The sequence below is a fragment of the Clostridia bacterium genome, from assembly GCA_017620395.1.
Taxonomy (GTDB): domain Bacteria; phylum Bacillota; class Clostridia; order Oscillospirales; family RGIG8002; genus RGIG8002.
The window spans coordinates 16,835-38,215 of the sequence record JAFZQJ010000034.1 but is presented as its reverse complement, the minus strand read 5'-3'; the positions used below and the strand labels follow the sequence as shown (position 1 = coordinate 38,215).

At 59.0% G+C, this 21,381-nt stretch carries 16 protein-coding genes; 6 read left to right on the top strand and 10 right to left on the bottom strand.

What is annotated here, in order from left to right:
* Positions 1–53: 53 nt before the first annotated feature.
* From J5441_07795 to J5441_07750, 10 genes are all read right to left on the bottom strand, one after another.
* Entirely contained in the window at positions 54–887 is an 834-nt protein-coding gene (locus J5441_07795) for a dockerin type I repeat-containing protein (GenBank protein ID MBO4935047.1), read from the bottom strand.
* Between the two features lie 48 nt (positions 888–935).
* On the bottom strand, positions 936–2,534 hold the full coding sequence (locus J5441_07790; protein ID MBO4935046.1) for a leucine-rich repeat protein: 1,599 nt from the start codon (positions 2,532–2,534) through the stop codon (positions 936–938).
* A gap of 67 nt (positions 2,535–2,601) precedes the next feature.
* Entirely contained in the window at positions 2,602–3,648 is a 1,047-nt protein-coding gene (locus tag J5441_07785; protein MBO4935045.1) for a hypothetical protein, read from the bottom strand.
* Positions 3,649–3,700: 52 nt separating this feature from the next.
* Positions 3,701–4,879, bottom strand: a complete 1,179-nt coding sequence (locus tag J5441_07780; GenBank protein ID MBO4935044.1) for a hypothetical protein — start codon at positions 4,877–4,879, stop codon at positions 3,701–3,703.
* Complete coding sequence (locus tag J5441_07775) at positions 4,869–5,426, bottom strand: sigma-70 family RNA polymerase sigma factor (protein ID MBO4935043.1); 558 nt, start codon at positions 5,424–5,426, stop codon at positions 4,869–4,871. Before J5441_07775 ends, J5441_07780 begins: the two co-directional genes overlap by 11 nt.
* A 360-nt stretch (positions 5,427–5,786) precedes the next feature.
* Positions 5,787–6,062: a hypothetical protein gene (locus tag J5441_07770; protein MBO4935042.1), complete on the bottom strand. Its 276-nt coding sequence runs from the start codon at positions 6,060–6,062 to the stop codon at positions 5,787–5,789.
* A gap of 31 nt (positions 6,063–6,093) precedes the next feature.
* Positions 6,094–6,342 carry an IreB family regulatory phosphoprotein gene (locus tag J5441_07765; protein MBO4935041.1) on the bottom strand — a complete coding sequence of 83 codons (249 nt, stop codon included), beginning with the start codon at positions 6,340–6,342 and terminating at the stop codon, positions 6,094–6,096.
* A gap of 35 nt (positions 6,343–6,377) precedes the next feature.
* Positions 6,378–8,768, bottom strand: coding sequence for a phenylalanine--tRNA ligase subunit beta (locus J5441_07760; GenBank protein MBO4935040.1), 2,391 nt, complete (start codon positions 8,766–8,768; stop codon positions 6,378–6,380).
* 12 nt (positions 8,769–8,780) lie between these two features.
* A complete protein-coding gene (gene pheS / locus J5441_07755; GenBank protein MBO4935039.1) occupies positions 8,781–9,800 on the bottom strand; it encodes a phenylalanine--tRNA ligase subunit alpha in 1,020 nt (339 codons plus the stop codon).
* Positions 9,801–9,897: 97 nt separating this feature from the next.
* A complete protein-coding gene (locus J5441_07750) occupies positions 9,898–12,537 on the bottom strand; it encodes a pyruvate, phosphate dikinase (GenBank protein MBO4935038.1) in 2,640 nt (879 codons plus the stop codon).
* A 340-nt stretch (positions 12,538–12,877) separates the two neighbouring features.
* On the opposite strand from J5441_07750, the gene J5441_07745 reads away from it, so the two are divergent.
* From J5441_07745 to mfd, 6 genes are read left to right on the top strand one after another with little or no spacing between them, the layout of a single operon-like run.
* On the top strand, positions 12,878–13,834 hold the full coding sequence (locus J5441_07745) for a ribose-phosphate diphosphokinase (GenBank protein MBO4935037.1): 957 nt from the start codon (positions 12,878–12,880) through the stop codon (positions 13,832–13,834).
* Position 13,835: 1 nt separating this feature from the next.
* Positions 13,836–14,453 carry an aminoacyl-tRNA hydrolase gene (locus tag J5441_07740; protein MBO4935036.1) on the top strand — a complete coding sequence of 206 codons (618 nt, stop codon included), beginning with the start codon at positions 13,836–13,838 and terminating at the stop codon, positions 14,451–14,453.
* Positions 14,454–14,493: 40 nt separating this feature from the next.
* Complete coding sequence (locus J5441_07735) at positions 14,494–15,948, top strand: proline--tRNA ligase (GenBank protein MBO4935035.1); 1,455 nt, start codon at positions 14,494–14,496, stop codon at positions 15,946–15,948.
* 56 nt (positions 15,949–16,004) lie between these two features.
* Entirely contained in the window at positions 16,005–16,916 is a 912-nt protein-coding gene (locus tag J5441_07730; GenBank protein ID MBO4935034.1) for a DnaD domain protein, read from the top strand.
* On the top strand, positions 16,913–17,890 hold the full coding sequence (locus J5441_07725; GenBank protein ID MBO4935033.1) for an ATP-binding protein: 978 nt from the start codon (positions 16,913–16,915) through the stop codon (positions 17,888–17,890). The genes J5441_07730 and J5441_07725 overlap by 4 nt, the downstream gene beginning before the upstream one ends.
* Positions 17,887–21,366, top strand: a complete 3,480-nt coding sequence (mfd, locus tag J5441_07720; GenBank protein ID MBO4935032.1) for a transcription-repair coupling factor — start codon at positions 17,887–17,889, stop codon at positions 21,364–21,366. Before J5441_07725 ends, mfd begins: the two co-directional genes overlap by 4 nt.
* Positions 21,367–21,381 lie beyond the last annotated feature (15 nt).

Genomic DNA, 21,381 nt, shown 5'->3' with positions numbered 1-21,381 from the left:
GACGCGGCGGCTTCCGCATTACTTCTGCGTTATTAAGAGGAAACCGAACTCACTTACGCAAGCTTCGCGGCGACGCGCAGTATCGCAAGCGCGTCCGCGACTGTGACGGCTCCGTCGCCGTCGAAATCGAAAACTGAACCGGTGCTCTTCGTCTGCGGCGCAAGCTTCGCTGCTACGCGCAACACGGAAAGCGCGTCTGCTACAGTGACTTCCCCATCGCCGTCAACGTCGCCAACAGTTTCATCATAGCAAATCACCGTAAGCGTCCCTCTTGCCGGACATGTTATTCCCCATCCGCCTTTCGCAACTTCAATAGTCGTTGTTCCTGCTTTTTTGCCGACTATAACGGCTCTGCGCTGTCCCCAGTTACCATTCTCAATATCGCCATATTCATAACCAGATTCATCTATATCCGATTCCGTAAAGGCGTACTTGAGATATGGTATAAAGCCAGCACACATATCATATCGCTCGAGATATCGCGCATCTTGCTCCAGCATAGGAAGGGTTTCATATTCCGACGGATGCGCCGATTTGTATTCTTCTGTAAAATCGATAATAGAAGAATCCTTCACTCTCCATAGAGTAAACATATTGATCCTGTTTCCGTCTGTTTTTTCTCCAAGCCAATACTGCGCTAAAGTCGTCCCACCGAAATCCATTATGCCGGCTTCAAGGTTTATTATTGCTATTTCACACGTTTCACCGACACGAAGACGAATAACGTCAGTTGCGGTTTTTGATACTTCCCCGAGCGTAAGCCACGGATAATCATCAGGATAATACACATCGTCTGAGTCCTTCTGCGCAAAACTTACGAAAGATACCGCCCCTGCTAAAATGGCCAACACCAAAAATAGCGCAATAGTTTTGCCAACTCTTTTCATTGTAACTCCTCCTTTGCCCCTCCCTGTTCAATTCAAACATATGGATTGTTACGCAAGCTTCGCGGCTTTGCGGAGGATCGCAAGTGCGTCCGCGACCGTAACGGCTCCGTCGCCGTCAACGTCGCCGAGGAGCGCGCTTCTCGTGCCCTTCGCCGCAACGGGGGCCTCAAGCTTCGCGGCGATACGCAGCGCGCGTAGCGCGTCGGAAACGGTGATCTCACCGTCGCCGTCCATATCGCCGACAAGTTCCCCGTTATTCTCGTCTATCGGTTTTTCTTCGCCGATTATCTCATAAGCTATGCCGTTTTCTTCGGCGTAGGTCTGCGCATACGAGCCCTCGTATACCGCCATAACTATATCCGTGGGCGTCGGCACGTTGAAATAGAAAAGACCGATGCCGATGCTCGTCACGCTTCTGGGAATAACGATCCTGCGCAGAGAGGCACAGGCCAGGAAAGCGAAATCGCCGATGCTTTCAAGGCCTTCGGGGAGGTTCACTTCCTCGAGCGACGTGCAGCTCATAAACGTCCACGGCTCTATTCTTTTCACGCCTGACGGGATCGTGATCGATTTAAGCTGCATACAACTCAGGAAAGCGCCTTCGCCTATACGTTCCACGTTATCCGAAATCTCGAATTGCTCAAAGCTCAAGCCGGATAACATTTGATCGCCTATCTCGGTTATCGACTCAGGAAGTTTGAGCTCGGTCAGGCCCTTGCAGCCGGAAAACGCGCCGGGGCCGATATCCGTCACTCCTTCCGGTATGTCGAGCGCTTCGAGATTGTTGCAGGCCTGGAACGCGCTTCTTCCTATGGACTTCAAGCTCTTCGGAAGTATTATGTCGTCTTTCAGCGACTTGCAATTTTCAAAAGCATAATCCGCGATGTGCTCCGTGCCGCGTTTGACGACGAAGAACTCGAGTTTGGTATTCTCCTTGACCTTTATCAGCCACTTGCCGATATAGAGCGCGTCCATTCTCCAGTTGCTCTCGTCTTTGTAGAAAGAAGTTATCTTGAACGCGTCTTTGCCGATATGCTGTACGCTCTCAGGGATATTCATTACCACGTTGTTGCCGAAAGCTTCCTTGCCTATATCCACAACGCCCTCGCCGATCTCAATCATACCCATATAGCACTGAAAAGCTTTTTCGCCTATTATCCTGAGACTGTCGGGCATACGGAAATCGTTGCTCTTGAGATCACAGTCGAAAAACGCGTATTCTTTCACTTCTTCAACGCCTTCCGGCAGTACGAGCGTCTGCAGGACCGCGTCCGCAAACGCGCTCTTGCCTATGACCTTGACGCTCGCGGGGATCTCTATGCTCTCTATCTGCTTGCAGTTATAGAACGCAAAGTCGCCGATAGTCGTTACGCCGTCCTCGATAATGACGTTTTTGATATCCGTTCCCCACGGCGCAAGGCGGTCCAGATCGGGGCGCTCTACGGAGTACGTGTCATGCGCGTTGTACTTCAGGTAGTTCTCCATAGGACCCGCGCCGCTGATGGTGAGGACGCCGTTTTCAAGCGTCCACGTGAGATTTTCGCCGCAGACGCCGCCGTCCGCGTACGCGGCGGCAGGCACCGCGAACAGACTGAACAGCATTACCGCCGTCAGCATTGCGGAAATGATTTTGGTAAGTTTTTTCATAATAGTTCCTCCTTATTGTTAATCGGGTATTGATAATCTGAATTACCGTGGATTAAGGTATGGAGTATTACGCAAGCTTCGCGGCTTTGCGAAGGAGGATAAGCGCGTCGGAAACGGTGATCGCCTTGTCGCCGTCGCAGTCGAACTGCCAGATCGCGTCGGCGAGCTTGTAATCGTAAACGCCGTTTTTCGCTTCACCGAGCTTCGCGGCTATCCTTAACGCGCCGAGGGCGGTCTCCACCGTCGCCTCCGGGCGTTCCGGCGCAAGGAAGTCGGCTTCTTCAAGCTCCTTCGGCATTACGGTCGGAAAGCCAATCGTATCTGTCCATACGACGTTTGCGACGTCGGGATCGTTCTTCAGCGCTTTGACCGCCTCGAGCGTTCCTCTGAGCGATCTGTCACGAATGTTGAACTTGAAATAATGCGCGGAGTATGATTCGACAACTTCATATGCTCCCAAGTCCGCATACAGGCCGATGATCTCATTTTCGGTATGCTCCGCCTTCGTCGTCACCGCGAGAGTGCCGATCGTAACGGCTTTGCCGGAACCGCCCATGTCGAAGGTGTGGAACGACAGAATGAACGGGTTGGATTTTAACTCGTCATAGATTTCGTACCAGTCTTCCGACGAGCCGATATCGAAGAAAATATCGAAATTGCGGAAACCCCATTTGCGGGCACGCTTGATAACCCTGTTCGGGAAAAGCTTCCCCAGCTCGACCGAAGTTATCGGCGTGTAATAATCCTCGCCGAAATAATCCTCCGAGATCGTGATATGGAACCTGACGCGGGAGGTGTTTTCGGTCGGGTTACCGGGGCAGTAGGTCGCGCTCTTGACGCGAGAGTTCGTCGCCAAAGCCTCAGCGGCGGCGTAGGCGTCCTCATCCGAGGTGTGGGCGTAATAGACGACGAACGCGTAGCCGTCGATGAAGGGATACGACACCTCCATTTTGATCTCGGGAAGTATCTCGTTGAGGTTTTCACCGTAATACGGCTCGTTCAGCTCGACGATGATGATCGCGTTCTGATCCGCCGAAGCCGTCACCGGCATCAGTGCAGCGACCATCAGCAGCGTCAGAAGCGCCGCGAGCAGTTTTTTCGTGAGGTTTTTCATTGTTATTATTTCCTCCCCCTCTGATTTGTCAAGCGTTATCCGAAAAGCGGCGTTATACGACGCAGTAGAATCTTAACCGTTTTTGGAAATCCGAGCCTTGATACGGATACTGGATCACTTCGTAGATCGCGTATATCTTATTCGCGAGCTTTTGATATACCTCGACGCCGGTAGCGACGAAGCGCTCGTTCGGCCGCTCGGCGCTCAACGCGTCAATCTTCGCGTCGAGCTTTTCCCTGCCCGCCGCTATCCTCTCCGGCGTCAGCCAGACGGAGGCGTCTCTGTTGACGATGAAGTGCTTCAGGCTGCCGTCTTTGTTGAGAAGAATCTCGACTTCGCCGCCGGTGAAGGAAGCCACGATCCTGTGATAGTTTTTGCCGGATTCCGATTTCGAGATCTGCAGGTTTTCGAGCGCAGCGAACGGGAGATCGGTGTTAAGCAGCACGTTTTTTGCAGCTTCCGTGGCTGCTACTTCGGAGATCTCATCGCCGGAGCCGTAGTCGTTATAGCGGCCGGTGTATTCCATCAGCTCTTCGGAACCGTCATACGCGACTGCGCTGCTGCCGTCTTTGCCGGAGTAATAATCTATGATATATACGCCCTCGTTGCCGTCAAGGTCGGATTCCGCGTCGATCATTATCCATGCCGAGTGGTCATAATCGAAGGATTGTGATTCGCCGTTTATCCGATACGTGACCGCGGGCATATTCTTTTTGTGAAAGTTGCCGCCGAAATGGCTGCCGCCGATGCTCAGCGGGCCGCCGATGCTGCCGGAGCCGACTTCGATATCAAATGAGGAGGAGTCTGGCTCGGGCGAGCTCGTTTCGGGCGGATCCGAGGCGGGCGGGGTTTGCTGCTCGCTGCCGCGGGAGCGGCTTTCGCCGCTTTGTTCAGACGAGGCGTTGTTTTCACTTTCCGGCGCGGAGCTGCTATCCGGCTCGCTGCTGCTTTCCGGCTCGCCGCTGTCGACGGGAGCAACCGCGCCGGGGTTGCCGTTCCCGCTGCCGTTCGGGGCGACGAAGTTTTCGTTGCGGAAGGAGCCGATCGCTTTCAGCGCGAGCGGCGTTCCGGCGGCGATGACGACTATCGCGACCGCCGCAGCCGCCCATTTCATCCACGGACGCTGCGCGAAGGCGGTCACCTTCGGCTTCTTTTCTCCGTCGGCGAGCGCCTCTTCGACGATGTAAGCGTCGATCCCTCCGATAGCTTCATTCAATATATCAATATTCATAGTGACCTTCCTTTTTCAGATACGCGGCGAGGCCGTCCCTCGTGCGTTTGAGCATCATTTTGACCTTGCTTTTGCCGAAGCCGTAACGCGCGCATATCGCCTCGATCGGCTCATAGCACCAATAGCGGCGGACGAAGACTTTTCGCTCCGTTTCGTCAAGCGTCGTCAGGTAATCGGAGATCAGGCGCGAGAGCTCTTTGGCGCCGACGGCGTCTTCCACGTCGAAGGCGGAGGCAAGCTCGCCGAGCTCTTCGAGCGAAGCGACGGACGCGGCTTTGCGCTTTTTTGCGTTCCCGCGCCGCCAGACGTCGAGCGCGGCGTTGCGCACGAGCGCGCCGAGATAGACTCTGAAGTTATCCGGTCTGTTCGGCGGGATGGAGTTCCAGGCGGCGAGCAGCGCGTCGTTGACGCACTCCTCCGCGTCGCGCGCGTTGCGGAGCACGTTTTCGGCGATATAAAGGCAGTAGTCGCCGTAGCGCTTTTCCGTTTCGGCAAGCGCGCTTTCGTCCCTGTTCCAGAACAATGCGACTATTCTTTCGTCGTTCACGCCGCACTCCATTCCCCTTTGTAAAAAGGCCTTTCATACCAATAGACGCATTTTCGCGCCGTCGGTCACGGGTTTTCTTCATTATAACATAAATAATAAAAAGTGTATATTCGGAAAAAACGGGTTTGGACGGAGGTTCCTGTTCCGAATACACACTTTTTCTTTTTCAGTACCGTTACCTTCAGGATCCTTCGACTCGCTTCGCTCGCTCAGGATGACAAACGTGCTGCGGCACTTGGGGGATTCCTCACATACGCTCGGAATGACGGGCGATCAGATCGCCCGTACAAATACGGCTTTGCCGCCGATCAGGATGACAAAAAACAGCCGACGGCGTCGGCTGTTTTTTTACAATAACTATTACTGCTTGAGCGAGCGCTCGAGCCAGATCGCCGCGATCTCGATTGCGTCGTAAAGGGTGGTCTTTTCCGTCTTCTTGACGATCTTGTCGCGCATACGGATCTCCGGATCGGTCAGCGCGAGCTGCACGAGCAGCTTGGAGGGCAGCTTCATGCCGTTCTTCTCGGTATAGTCGGCGATCTGGATCATGGCGACGTACTTCTCGTTCATGTTGCCGTAGTAGATCGTGTTGTCCTGCCGGACGAGCGGCTTGCCCTTATACATCAAAAGGTCCATATTCTCTTCCTTTCTCACACCTCAAACAAGGTCATTTCAGCTCGAGATACACCTTCAGCATTTCCTGAAGGAGCTCGTCGCGGTCTATCCTGCGGATAAGACTGCGAGCGTTGTCGTGGGTGGTGATGTAGGTGGGGTCCTCGGAGAGAATGTACCCCACGAGCTGATTGATCGGGTTATACCCCTTCGACTCAAGCGCGGCGTAGATCTGCTTGAGCAGCTTTTTCATCTCGTCGGAATCGTTCGATCTGATCCTGAATTGAATGGTAGGGTCGTTCATGGTTTTCTCCTCCTGTTCCCTGTTTCACGTTTGCGCTACGAGCGCAGAGTCGCGCCCGCGGCTTCGAGCTTTTTGAGTATCCTCGCGACGGCGGCTTCCGCCTCGGCGTCGGTCAGCGTGTGATCGGCGGCGCGGAGCACGACGCTGTAAGCCATGCTCTTCTTGCCGCCCGCCACTCCCTTGCCGCGGTAGACGTCGAAGAGGCGTACGCTCTCGACGATGCTTCCGCCGGCGGCGGCAATGATATCCGAAAGGTCTCCGGCGGCGACGCTCTCGTCGCAGACGAGCGCGAGGTCGCGGGTAATCGCCGGGTATTTCGGCAGGCGCTTATAGTCGGTTATCGGCTTGCGCAGAGCGCGCATAAGCTCCTCGTCAAGATCCGCGACGAAGACGGGGACGGCGATCTCCCAGTTCTGCGCGGTGACGGGGTGTATCTGCCCCATAACGCCGAGGACGTTCCCGCCCTTCGTTATCACGGCGCAGCGGCCGGGATGGAAAGTCGGATCGTCCGACTTCGCGGCGAACTTCACCTCGCCCACGCCGATATCGGCGAAGAGCGCTTCCAGCATGCCCTTGACGGCGAAGAACTCCGCGTTCTCGCCGAAGACGGTGACGGTGAAGCGCTTCTGCTCCAGCGGGAGCTTGCCCTCTTCGGTGGGGATGTAGACCGTGCCCTCTTCGTAAAGCCTGCCCTCGACGACTCCGCGCGAGCAGTTGCGGGCGACGACCTCCAGCGCGGAGGGTATCATCGTCGTGCGCATGACGGAGGTGTCTTCGCCCAGCGGGTTGCTGATCTTCATGCAGTTTCTCAGCGGGCTGTCTATCGGCAGTCTGATCTTATCGTAATACTTGGGGCTGATGAAGGAGTAGGTCATTATCTCGAAGAGCCCCAGCGATACGGCGGACGTATTCAGGCGCTTGCGGAAAATCTCCGCGTCGGTATAGCCGTGGGAGGACGCCTCGCCCTTCATCATGGTGTCGCCTATATTATTGTAACCGAAAAATCTCGCGATCTCCTCGGCGACGTCGGCTTCGCATTCCACGTCGGCGCGGAAGGACGGGACGATTATCTCGTCGCCGTCGATATCGAAGTCGATATCCGAGAGTATGTCGCGCATACGGTCGACGGGGATATCGGTGCCGAGGAAGCCGTTGATCCAGCCGGCGTCAAGCTTCAGCCTGCGCGGCGCGTAGTTCGCGTTATCGACGTCGATTATGCCGCCCACGACGGTGCCTGCGCCGAGCGTTTCGACGAGCTGGAGCGCGCGGACGAGCGCGGGCAGCGTGTTGCGGCTGTCAAGCCCCTTCTCGAAGCGGGCGGAGGAGTCTGTGCGCAGCCCCGCCTTCTTCGCCGCGATGCGGACGGCGGCGCCGTCGAAGTTCGCGGACTCGAAGACGACCGTTTCGGTCGTGTCGCGGATCTCGGTGTTTTCGCCGCCCATGACTCCGGCGAGCGCGACGGGGCGTTCGCCGTCCGCGATCACGAGGGTGTCGCGGTCGAGCGGGTGTTCGCCGCCGTCGAGCGTTGTGATGCTTTCGCCGTCGGCGGCGCGGCGGACGACGATGCGGCCTTCCTTCAGCGTGGAGCGGTCGAAGGCGTGCATCGGCTGGCCGTATTCGAGCATGACGAAGTTCGTTATGTCGACTATGTTGTTTATCGGGCGCACGCCGCTCGCGCGGAGGCGTTCGCGCATCCAGCGCGGCGAGGGCGCGATCTTTATGTCCCTGACCACCGCCGCGGAGTAGCGCGGGCAGAGGTCGGCGTCGCGGACTTCGACAGAGATATACTTATTCACGTCGTTGCCGGCGTATTCGCCCGCGTCGACGTAAGGATAGGTGATGTCAAGGCCGAAGGTCGCGGCGGTCTCGCGCGCGAGGCCGATGACCGACAGGCAGTCGGGACGGTTGGAGGTTATCTCGAACTCGACGACGGTATCGTCAAGACCGAGCGCTTCTCTGATATCCGTTCCGGGGACGGCGTCGTATTCGTCTTCATCAATAATAAGTATGCCGTCTTCGATCGCGGTCGGGAAATCGTGTACGGTCACGCCCAGCTCCGCGACGGAGCAGAACATTCCGTCGCTGACGACTCCGCGCAGCTTGCCGCGTTCGATGGTCTTGCCGCCGTGAAGCGTTGACTTGTGCAGCGCGACCGGAACGGCGGCGCCGGGGAACACGTTCGTGGCGGCGGTGACGATCTGTATCGGCTCCGCTTCGCCGGCGTCGACCTTGCAGACGACGAGCTTGTCGGCGTCCGGGTGCCTGTCGACGGAGAGCACTCTGCCGACTACGACGCGGCTGAGCTCTCCGCAGGTTTCTTCCCAACCCTCGACCTTGGAGCCGCTCATGGTCATCCTTTCGGCGTATTCCCTCTCGGGCACGTCTATCTCAACGTAATCGTTGAGCCATTTCTTTGAAAGCTTCATCTTCGTCCCTCCTTAAAACTGGCCGAGAAAACGAAGATCGTTTTCATAAAGCAGGCGCAGGTCGTCGATGTTGTAGCGGCGCATCGTAACGCGCTCAAGCCCGATGCCGAACGCGAAGCCGGAGTAGACGTCCGGATCGATGCCGCAGGTGCGAAGCACCTTCGGATGCACCATGCCCGCGCCGAGGACCTCGATCCAGCCCTCGCCCTTGCAGAGGCGGCAACCCTCGCCCTTGCAGGCGAAGCACTGCACATCCATCTCCGCGGACGGCTCGGTGAACGGGAAGTGATGCGGACGGAAGCGGCAAACCGCGTCCTCGCCGTACATCATCTTGGCGAGGTTCTCGAGCGTGCCCTTCAGATCCGCCATCGTGATCCCCTTGTCGACGACGAGGCCTTCCATCTGGTGAAACAGCGGCGAATGGGTCGCGTCGACGGCGTCGGAACGGTAAACGCGTCCCGGGGCAACGATGCGGATAGGCGGCTTCTGCTTCTCCATGACGCGTATCTGAACGGACGAAGTCTGAGTGCGCAGCAGGACGTTATCCGTGAAGTAGAAGGTGTCCTGCGTGTCGCGCGCGGGGTGGTTCTTCGGGATGTTCAGCGCCTCGAAGTTGTAATAATCGTACTCCACCTCGGGGCCTTCGGCGATGTCGAAGCCCATCTTGGTGAATATGTCTATCATCTCGCCGAGCACGGTGCTCAGCGGATGTCTTCTGCCTGTTACGACCGGCTCGCCCGGCATGGTCACGTCGACCTTTTCCTGCGCCAGACGGGCTTCCATTATTTTTGACGAAAGTTCGCGGCGGCGAAGGTCTATCGCCGCTTCGACGGTTTCGCGCACGGAGTTGACGAGCTGCCCCATCGCGGGACGCTCATCGGGCGCGACTTCGCCCATTCCGCGCAGCACCTGCGTCAGCTCGCCCTTTTTACCGAGATATTCAAGGCGGGCGGCTTCGAGCGATTCGGGCTGGGAGGCGGAGGTTATCTTCGCCATCGCCTCAGCCTGAAGCTTGAGGAGTTTTTCCTTCATCATAGGCGTGTTCCGCGGGGACGCTTCCCCGCGGCCTTCCTTTCTCCGTATGCCGCGGCGTTCCCGCAAATGGGAACGCCGCGGTATGCGTATTCTCTTATTTGTTCTTGATATTCGCCTGGGCGGCGGCCAGTCTCGCGATCGGCACGCGGTAAGGCGAGCAGGAAACGTAGTTCAGACCGACCTTGTGGCAGAACTCGACGCTGGAGGGGTCTCCGCCGTGTTCGCCGCAGATTCCGAGCTTGATGTCGGGGCGGGTCTTTTTGCCCAGCTCGGCGGCCATCTTCACGAGCTTGCCGACGCCGTTCTGGTCGAGGCGGGCGAAGGGATCGCTCTCGTAGATCTTGTTCTCGTAGTAGGACTTCAGGAACTTGCCCGCGTCGTCACGGGAGAAGCCGAATGTCATCTGCGTAAGGTCGTTGGTGCCGAAGGAGAAGAACTCCGCTTCCTTCGCGATCTCGTCCGCGGTGAGCACGGCTCTCGGGATCTCGATCATGGTGCCGACCTTGTAGTGCATTTCGATGCCGGCGGCGGCGATCTCCTTGTCGGCGGTCGTCGTGACGACCTTCTTGACGAAGGCCAGCTCCTTGACCTCGCCGACCAGCGGGATCATGATCTCGGGAACGATCTTCCAGTCGGGATGCTTCTTCTGAACGTTGATGGCGGCTCTGATGACTGCGGTCGTCTGCATCTCGGCGATCTCCGGATAGGTGACGGCGAGACGGCATCCGCGGTGGCCCATCATCGGGTTGAACTCGTGCAGCGAGGTGATGACGTTGTGGATCTCCTCGACGGTGATGTTCAGACGGTTGGCGAGCTCTTCGATCTCCACCTCGGCGGTGGGAACAAACTCGTGGAGCGGAGGATCGAGGAAGCGGATCGTTACCGGTCTGCCTTCCATGGCCTCGTACATACCCTCGAAGTCGCTCTGCTGGAAGGGCATTATCTTATCGAGCGCGGCCTTGCGCTGCTCGAGCGTCTTGGAGACGATCATCTCGCGGAACGCGGTGATCCTGTCGGCCTCGAAGAACATATGCTCGGTGCGGCACAGTCCGATGCCCTCGGCGCCGAACTTGACCGCCTGGGCGGCGTCGTAAGGCGTGTCGGCGTTCGTGCGGACGCCCAGCTTCTTGAACTTGTCGGCGAGCTCCATGATCCTGCCGAAGTAACCGCTGCTCGGATCGGCGGGAACGGTCTTTATCGCGCGGTCGTATATCTTGCCGGTGGAGCCGTCAAGCGAAAGCGCGTCGCCTTCTCTGAAGGTCTTGCCCGCGAGGGTGAATTCCTTCTTCTCCTCGTTCATTGCGATATCTCCGCAGCCGGAGACGCAGCAGGTGCCCATTCCGCGGGCGACGACCGCCGCGTGGGAGGTCTGGCCTCCGCGGACGGTCAGAATGCCCTGGGAGTACTTCATGCCTTCGATGTCCTCGGGGGAGGTCTCGAGGCGGACGAGGATGACCTTTTCGCCGGCCTTGCCGTGCTCGACGGCGTCCTCGGCGGTGAATACGACGGTGCCGGTGGCGGCGCCGGGCGAAGCGGCGATGCCCTTGCCGATGACGTTGGCCTTATCGGCGGCCTTCAGGTCCTCGGGATCGAAGGTCGGGTGCAGCAGCATATCGAGGCTCTTGGCGTCGATCTGCATGACGGCTTCTTCCTCGGTGATCTGACCTTCGTCGATCAGGTCGCAGGCGATCTTTATCGCGGCGGCGGCGGTGCGCTTGCCGTTTCTGGTCTGGAGCATATAGAGCTTGCGGTCTTCGATCGTGAACTCCATATCCTGCATATCGTGGTAGTGGTTCTCGAGGATCGAGCAGACCTCGTTGAACTGCTTGAAGACTTCGGGGAAAACTTCCGCCATCTGAGCGATGGGCATCGGGGTGCGGATACCCGCGACGACGTCTTCGCCCTGCGCGTTGACGAGGAACTCGCCCATGAGTCCCTTCTCGCCGGTGGCGGGGTTACGCGTGAAGGCGACGCCGGTGCCGGACGTATCGCCCATATTGCCGAACGCCATCATCTGAACGTTGACCGCGGTGCCCCAGGAATACGGGATGTCGTGGTCCATGCGGTAGACGTTCGCTCTGGGGTTGTCCCAGGAACGGAAAACGGCCTTGATCGCCTCGAAGAGCTGCTCCTTCGGGTCGTCGGGGAAATCCTTGCCGAGCTGCTTCTTATACTCGCCCTTGAACTGATCGGCGAGCTCGTGCAAATCGTCCGCGGTAAGCTCGGTGTCGTACTTGACGCCCTTGGCTTCCTTCATCGCGTCGATGAGCTGCTCGAAGTACTTCTTGCCGACCTCCATGACGACGTCGGAGAACATCTGGATGAAGCGTCTGTAGCAGTCCCACGCCCAGCGGGGATTGTTCGACTTCTTCGCGATGACGTTGACGACCTCTTCGTTGAGGCCGAGGTTCAATATCGTATCCATCATGCCGGGCATCGAAGCGCGCGCGCCGGAACGGACGGAAACGAGGAGCGGATTCTCGAGATCGCCGAACTTCTTGCCGGTGATCTGCTCCATCTTCTCGATGTACTCCATTATCTGCGCCTGGATCTCTTCGTTGATCCTGCGGCCGTCCTCGTAGTACTGCGTGCAGGCCTCGGTGGAAATGGTGAACCCCTGCGGCACGGGAAGGCCGAGGTTGGTCATTTCCGCCAGGTTGGCGCCCTTTCCGCCGAGCAGCTCGCGCATACCGCTGTTGCCCTCGGAGAACAGATAGACATACTTTTTGCTCATGTTTTGACCTCCATATTTTTTGTTTGTTGTCAAACGAATTACATTCGTCGTCTGTATAACCGAAATATTATAACAAATATGTAGAGTAAAATCCATCCTTTTTTTCAATTTTTTTAATTTTTTTTATTTTCGAAGCTTCTCGACGGAACCTGTATCTGTTTTTCCGTCCGCGGACGCGCCGGAAAGCGCGGCGCGGTACCGTTTCGAGGGGTTTTTTAACTTTTTTCGCACAAGAGGCAATTTTTGCTTGCATATCATTTTCAACCGTTGTATAATCAAGGTGTATGATTATGCGCCGGAATTGCGGCGCATACCGAATAACGAAAAAGGGGATTTGCACATGTATTTTCACGGTAAGGACATCAAGATCTTCGCAGCCAACTCCAACAAAGAGGTCGCCTCGCAGATAGCGACTCACCTCGGACTGCCGGAGGGCAAATGCGAAGTCGGCCGCTTCTCCGACGGCGAGATCGCGGTCTCCATCCTCGAGAGCGTCCGCGGAAGCGACGTTTACGTCATCCAGTCGACCTGCGCTCCGGTCAACGACAACCTCATGGAGCTGCTCATCATGATCGACGCGTTCAAACGCGCGAGCGCCGCGCGTATCACCGCGGTCATTCCCTACTTCGGCTACGCCCGTCAGGACAGAAAAGCCCGCGCCCGCGACCCGATCTCCGCGAAACTCGTAGCCGACCTGATCGTCACCGCAGGCGCCAACCGCATCCTTACCATGGATCTCCACGCTCCCCAGATACAGGGATTCTTCAACATCCCCGTCGACCACCTGCTCGGCGTTCCGCTTCTCGCGCCCTACTTCCGCGAGAAGGCGAAGCAGACCGGTGAGGAGTTCGTCATCGTCTCCCCCGACGCCGGCAGCGCGAAGCGCGCCAGAAACTTCGGCACCCGCCTCGACGTGCCGATCGCGATCATCGACAAGCGCCGCGCTAAGGCCAACGTCTCCGAGGTCATGCACATCATGGGCAACGTCGAAGGCAAGAGCTGCGTGCTGGTTGACGATATGATCGACACCGCCGGCACCATCTGCAACGCCGCCAAGGCGATAAAGGAAAACGGCGCGACCCACGTTTACGCCTGCGCCACCCACGGCGTCCTCTCCGGCCCCGCAATGGAGCGCATCGAAGCCAGCCCCATCGAGGAGCTCGTGCTGCTCGACACCGTGCCGATCCCCGAGGAAAAAATGCTGCCCAAGATAAAGATGCTCCCCGTCGCCCCGACCTTCGCGGAAGCGATCGAGCGCATCTACGAGGACAAGCCCGTTTCCCCGCTTTTCGTCTGATATGAGTCTTTTCGGTAAGTTCAAGGGCTCCCCGTCCGTCGACTATCTCATAGTCGGCCTCGGAAACCCCGGCGATATGTACCGCCGCACCCGCCACAACTGCGGCTACCGCGCGGTGGACTTCATCGCTTCGCGGCTGCCCGAAGCGCCGAACTTCCGCAAGAAGTTCTCGGCGCTGACCTGCGAATGCAGGCTCGGCGGCGCGAAGGTCGTGCTGCTCAAGCCGCTGACCTTCATGAACGGCAGCGGCGAAGCCGTTTCCGCCGCGAAGCGCTTTTATAAGCTCCCGACGGAGCGCGTGCTGATCATTTCCGACGACGCCGCGCTCCCGCTCGGCAAGCTGCGCGTACGTACCGGCGGCAGCGACGGCGGTCAGAAGGGACTGAGGAGCATCATACTGCACCTCGGCACCGACGCCGTTCCGCGCATCAAGATCGGCATCGCGCGTCCCGATATGCAGGATTACGATATGGCGTCCTACGTACTCGGCGCATTCGACGCGGAGGAGGAAAAGACGCTCGAAAAGGTGCTCCCGCACGTCGCCGACGCGGTAGAAAAGCTCGCCGGCGGCGCTTCGTTCGAGGCGCTGATGTCCGAATACAACGGGCTTCAGGTCTGATTTCAAACAACAATCACTATACGTACAGGAGATTACTTATATGGCTGACAAAAAAGACAACCGCCTGCTTGAGGAAATAACCCCCCGCGACGTCGATTTCGCCCAGTGGTACACCGACATCGTCAAGAAGGCGGAGCTCGCCGACTATTCCGGCATAAAAGGCTGCATGGTCGTGCGCCCCTACGGCTGCGCCCTCTGGGAGAATATCCGCAACGCGCTCGACGCCCGCTTCAAGGAGCTCGGGCACGAGAACGTCATGATGCCGATGTTCATTCCCGAGAGCCTGCTCAACAAAGAAAAGGATCACGTCGAGGGCTTCGCGCCCGAGGTCGCGTGGGTGACGAAGGGCGGCTCCGAGGAGCTGCAGGAGCCGATATGCGTGCGCCCCACCTCCGAAACGCTCTTCTGCGACCACTACTCCCGCACGGTGCAGTCATACCGCGACCTGCCGAAGCTGTATAACCAGTGGTGCAGCGTCGTCCGCTGGGAAAAGACCACCCGCCCCTTCCTGCGCACAACCGAGTTCTTCTGGCAGGAGGGCCACACGATACACGAAACGCCCGAGGAGGCGATGGAGGAAACGCTGCGTATGCTCGACGTCTACGCCGATTTCTGCCGCAAATACCTCGCCATCCCCGTGCTCAAGGGTCAGAAGACCGATAAGGAAAAGTTCGCCGGCGCGGAAAGCACCTTCACCATCGAGGCGATGATGCACGACGGCAAGGCGCTCCAGAGCGGCACGACGCACTACTTCGGCGACGGCTTCTCCCGCGCTTTCGACGTCACCTTCGCCGACAGGAACAACAAGCTCGCCTATCCGCACCAGACCTCATGGGGTATGTCCACGCGCATCATCGGCGCGATAATAATGGTCCACGGCGACGACAGAGGACTCGTGCTGCCTCCGATGATCGCGCCCGTTCAGGTCGCGGTCGTGCCCGTCGCGGCGCATAAGGAAGGCGTGCTCGACGCCGCCCGCGCCCTCGCCGCGAAGCTGAAGGCCGAGGGTATCCGCGTCACCGTCGACGAGCGCGAAGCAACTCCCGGCTGGAAGTTCGCCGAACACGAGATGCGCGGCGTACCGCTCCGCATCGAGATCGGACCGCGCGACATCGAAAACGGCGTCTGCATGGCCGCCAAGCGCACCGGCGGCGACAAGTTCACCATAGCCAACGACGATTCCCTCGCCGACAGCGTGAAGAAGGTGCTCGACGACGTGCAGAGCGAGCTTTACGCCGCCGCGCTCGATAACCTCAACAGCCACATCTACGAGGCGACCGACCTCGAGACCTTCAAGGATATCGCCGAGAACAAGCCCGGATTCATCAAGGCGATGCTCTGCGAAAACCACGACCACGAATGCGAAGACAAGCTCAAAGAGGTCGCCGGCGTGACGTCGCGCTGCATCCCCTTCGACGGCGAGCCGATAGCGGATACCTGCATCGTCTGCGGAAAGAAAGCGAAGAATCTCGTCTATTTCGGCAAGGCGTATTAATCTTATTTACAAAACCGCGCTGACCGCGGTCAGCCGATGAACTTACAGAGGTAACGATGCCCAAGATCGACTTCACGCCGTCGCCCTACTTCGGAGTTCCGTCCGCGCTGGTGGACGAATTCATGAAGGACGCCGATGAGAAAAAGCTGAAGATACTGCTCTATATCCTCCGCCACGCACCCCGCGCGGTCACTGTGGAGGAGCTTTGCCGCGCCAGCGGCGCGAGCGTCTCCGCCGTCGAACTGATAGTCGAATACTGGAAGGACAGCGGCGTGCTCGGCGCGCCCGCGGAGCCGAAGGAGGCTCCCGCGCCCAAGCGCGGCAAGATCGACGCCGTCGAGGTCGCGAAGGCGGCGGAGACGGACGAAACCCTCTCCTTCCTGCTCAAGCGCGCGCAGGAGCTCATCGGGCATACCCTCACCCGCTCCGAAACGGAAGCGCTTTTCTCCGTTTACAGCTGGGCGGGCATCCCCGCCGACGCATTTCTGCTGATGGTGCAGTACTGCGTTTCGATAGGCAAGCCGAATATGCGTTACGTCGAGAAGCTCGCGTACTCCTGGCAGGACGCCGGCGTAGACAGTTACGAAGCCGCAGAGAAGAAGGTAGCTGAGATGATGGCCGCCGACAAGGCCGAACTCAGAATCAAGTCGATCATCGGCATCGAGGAGCGCAACCTCACCACTTCCGAAAAGGCGCATTTGCAGCGCTGGATCAACGAATGGGGCATGGGCTGGGATCTCATCACAGTAGCCTTCGAGCGCACCGCCGAAAAGACCGGCAAGGCGTCCTTCGCCTATATGAACGGCATCCTCAGAAAGTGGCGCGAGCAGGGCATCAAAAAGAAGAAAGACCTCGAAAAAGAGAACGCGGCTCCCGGTAAGAAAGGCGCCGCCCGCTCCTTCTCCGAAGCCGACGTCAAGGCGTATGAGGAATGGGGACGCAAGAAACTGAAGGAGGCCTCCGAATGAGCTACGGCAGAGAAGTATACGAGGAAGCGCTTGCGCGGCTGAAGCAAAAGCACGACCTCTGCGCTATGATAACCGAAGAAAGACGCACGCTGCTCCGCGAGGCGAATCCGCGCTTCGGCGAGATCGACGACGAGCTTCGCGGCACCGCATCCGCGCTTTTCGCCGCGATCCGTTCCAACAGCGGCGGCGACGCTTTCGACGCGATAATGAATAAGAACAAGGCGCTCCGCGCGGAACGGGAGAAGCTGCTGACCGACGCGGGGCTTGACGCGCATTACCTCGACGATATATACTCCTGCGACAAGTGCAAAGACGAATACTATATCGACGGAAAGATGTGCGAATGCCTGAAACGCGAACTGCGCACGACCGCCTACGAGAAGCTGAACGCTTCTTCCCGTCTGAAGCCGACCTCATTCGCTGATTTCGACCTCGGCTATTACTCCGACGAGCCGGACGAAACCGGAGAATCTCCGAGAGAGCGCATGTCGGACGTACTCGCCTACGTCAAACGCTACGCCGCCGGAATAGGTTCGCGCACCGACAGTATGCTTTTCACCGGCGGCACCGGACTCGGCAAGACTCACCTCTCCCTCGCCGTCGCGAAGGAGGCTATCGACGCGGGGCTCGGCGTTCTCTACGACAGCGTTCCCGCGCTGATGACGAAGCTCGACAACGAGCGCTTCGGCAGAGGCAACGACGGACTGACGGACGCCGTCTGCTCCTGCGACCTTCTCGTGCTCGACGATCTCGGAGCCGAGTTCTCCACCGTTTCCGCCCGCGAATCGCTCTATACGATAGTCAATTCGCGCATCATGTCCGCGCTCCCGACGATAATCAGCACCAACCTTTCGCTCACGGAGCTGAACGAGCGCTACGGCGACGCGATATATTCCCGCCTGACCGGCGACTACACTCCGGTCTTTTTCTGCGGGACCGATATCAGACTTAAAAAGAAAATGGGTATCAAATGATTGACGCTTTGAGAAAGCTCGTGAGCGAACTCGAATGCCGCCCGCGACTCGAAAAAGCAATAAAGAAAGAGAGCTGCGCCTACCTATGCGGACTTTCCGCGGCGGCAAAAGCGCAGCTTATTTTCGCGCTGTCCGCGGACGCCGGAAAGCCCGCCGTCGTGGTCGTTCCCGATGAGAAAGACGCCGTTTCGATGAAACACGACCTCGAAACGCTCTTCGGCGGCGGAGTGTGCGTTTTCCCGCAGCGCGACTTCGTTTTCGACAGCGTCGAGGGCTTCAGCCGCGACAGCGCGCACGCGCGCCTCGCGGCGCTTTCCGCGCTGCTCGAAGGCAGAGCGGCCGCGGTCGTCGCGCCCGCCGCCGCGTGTATGGACACCACCCTGCCGCCCGAAACGCTCGCGGGGCGCATCATGACGCTGAAAGCCGGCGGTAATTATCCGCCGGACTCCGTCGTTTCAGCGCTCTCCGGCGGCGGCTACACCCGCGTCGACACCGTCGAGGGCGTCGGGCAGTTCGCGCTGCGCGGCGACATCATCGATTTCTACCCGCCGTCCGACAGTCCCCTGCGCCTCGACTTTTTCGACGACACGCTCGAGAGCGTCAACCGCTTCGACGTCTACACCCAGCGGCGCGGAGAGAAGCTGATCGAATGCGCGATAACTCCCTGCGCCGAATGCGCGCCGGACGACGCGGACGCCTTCGAAGCCGCCCTTGCCGCGCTCGCGAAAAAGGACGCCTCCGCCGCCTCCGACCTCGAACGTCTCCGCGCGTTCGGGCGGCTGCCGTCGGCGGACAAATACCAGAAGCTCATAATGCCGGAAGCCGCTACGCTCGCGGATTACTGCGAAGACGCGCTCGTCTTCATCGCCGAGCCGCACGCCTGCGCCGAACGCGCGCGCGAATCCGCGACCGCCTGGCGCGAGGAGCAGACCGCGCTCATCGAGAGCGGCTCGCTCGGAGGCGGCGAGAACGGACTGCGGCTGAAATACGCGGAGTTCGTATCCGTTTATAACGGCAAGGCCTCCTTCCTGCTCGAGGACCTGCGCCGCACCTCCGGCGAATTCAAACGCGACTTCGAGGAGCGCGTGCCCGTCCGCGCAACGGGCGCGTGGCAGGGCGGCCTTGCTCAGCTCGACGAGCTGATGGCGTCCTACAAACGCAAGGGCAGCCGCGTGCTTCTCTTCGCCGGCAGCGAAAAGAACGCCGAATACGTCGCCGGATATCTGCGCGAAAACGGTTTCAACGCCCGCTTTCTGCACGAGCCGGACTCAGTCGACGCAGGTGTGATAACCGTCACCGACGGCTTCTTCTCATCCGGCGTCGAATACGAAAGCGCGAACGCCGCGATAGTCACCTGCGGCGAACTCCCCTACGCCCGCAAAAAACGCGCGAAGCTCCACAAAAAAGGCAGCCCCGTCAACTCTCTCGCCGACCTGCGCGAAGGCGACCTCGTCGTCCATTCCTACTACGGAATCGGGCGCTACGAAGGCGTCGAGCAGTTGACGTTCGAGGGCGTTACGAAGGAATATATCAAGATAAAGTACGCCGGAACGGACTCGCTCTTCGTGCCGGTCAACCAGCTCGACCTCGTCTCAAAATACATCGGCGGGCACGCCGAGGGCGCGGTGCAGCTTTCCAAAATGGGCGGCGCCGCGTGGAAAAACGCCACGAAGCGCGCGAAGGCCGCCGCGAAGGACCTCGCAAAAGAGCTTATCAAGCTCTACGCCGAGCGCACCAGCCGCCCCGGCCACGCCTTCTCCCCGGACGGAGAGTGGCAGCGCGAATTCGAGGCCGCGTTCCCGTTTGAAGAAACGGACGACCAGCTCCGCTGCGCCGAGGAGGTCAAGGCGGATATGGAAAGCGCCGTCCCGATGGACCGCATACTCTGCGGCGACGTCGGCTACGGCAAGACGGAGGTCGCGCTCCGCGCATGCTTCAAGTGCATCTCTGACGGTATGCAGGCGGCGATACTCGTGCCTACCACGCTGCTCGCGCTCCAGCATTACAACACCGCCGTGCGCCGCTTCGAGCGGATGCCGGTCGAGATCGAGTTCCTCTCCCGCTTCAAGACGAAGAAGGAGCAGAACGAAATACTCAAACGCCTCGCCGACGGCAGATGCGACCTCATCGTCGGCACCCACCGCATACTTTCAAAAGACATTCGCTTTAAGAATCTCGGTCTGCTCGTCATCGACGAGGAACAGCGTTTCGGCGTCGCGAGCAAGGAGAAGCTCCGCCAGCTCTGCAAGGGAGTCGACACGCTGATGCTCTCCGCAACTCCGATACCGCGCACGCTGAATATGGCGCTATCCGGCATCCGCGACCTGTCGATGCTCGAGGAGCCTCCCGTCGACCGCCAGCCGGTGCTGACCTTCGTCGCGGAGTACTCGCCGAAGCTCATATTCGGCGCGATCGAGCGCGAGCTTTCCCGCGGCGGGCAGGTCTATTACCTCTACAACCGCGTCGAAGGCATCGAGCGCGTCGCCGCACGAATAGCCGAACGCTTCCCGAACGCCGCCGTCGCCGTCGCGCACGGCCGGATGGACGAGGACGAGCTGTCGGACATATGGTCCGCGGTCGTCGCCGGAGACATACAGATACTCGTCTGCACCACCATCATAGAGACCGGTATCGACGTGCCGAACGTCAACACGCTCATCGTCGAGAACGCCGACCTTATGGGGCTTTCGCAGCTCCATCAGCTGCGCGGCAGAGTCGGCAGGAGCTCACGCCGCGCCTACGCCTATTTCACCTTCCGCAAGGATAAGGCGCTCAGCGAGGTCTCCGAAAAGCGCCTCGCCGCGCTGCGCGAGTTCACCGAGTTCGGCAGCGGCATAAGGATCGCGATGCGCGACCTCGAAATACGCGGCGCGGGCAACCTCATCGGCTCCCAGCAGAGCGGCCATATGGACGCGGTCGGATACGACCTGTATATGAAGATGCTCGCCGAGGCCGTACGCGCCGCGAAGGGCGAGGCTCCCGAAACACGCGACGCCGACTGCTTCGTCAACCTGCCCGTCTCCGCCTACATCCCCGAGAGCTACGTCGCCTCCGAGCTGACGCGCATCGAGCTTTACCGCGCAATCGCCGCCGTCGCATCACGCGAGGACGCGGACTCCGTCGCCGCCGAGCTTTCCGACCGCTTCGGCGAACCGCCCTCCTGCGTTTCAGACCTGATAAAGATCGCGCTCCTCCGCTCCGAAGGCAACCGTCTGGAGCTCGATGAGATCTCCTTCCGCGGCGGCGGTCTATGCGTCATCCCGACCGATCCGGACGAATCTGTCCTCGGCCGCGCCGCGCTCATTATCGGCAGAGACGCTTCGGTAAAAATCGGGGCAAAACCTTATCTTTATATAAAAAATGTTGACAAGCGGCAAACTTTGAGTATAATTGAAGAAGTGTTAGATAAATACAGAATGGCTCAATATGTACCCGAAGAGCTTAAAAACGACCGCTCCGGAGAGCCTTCCGAATAAGAAAGGACTGTCAGA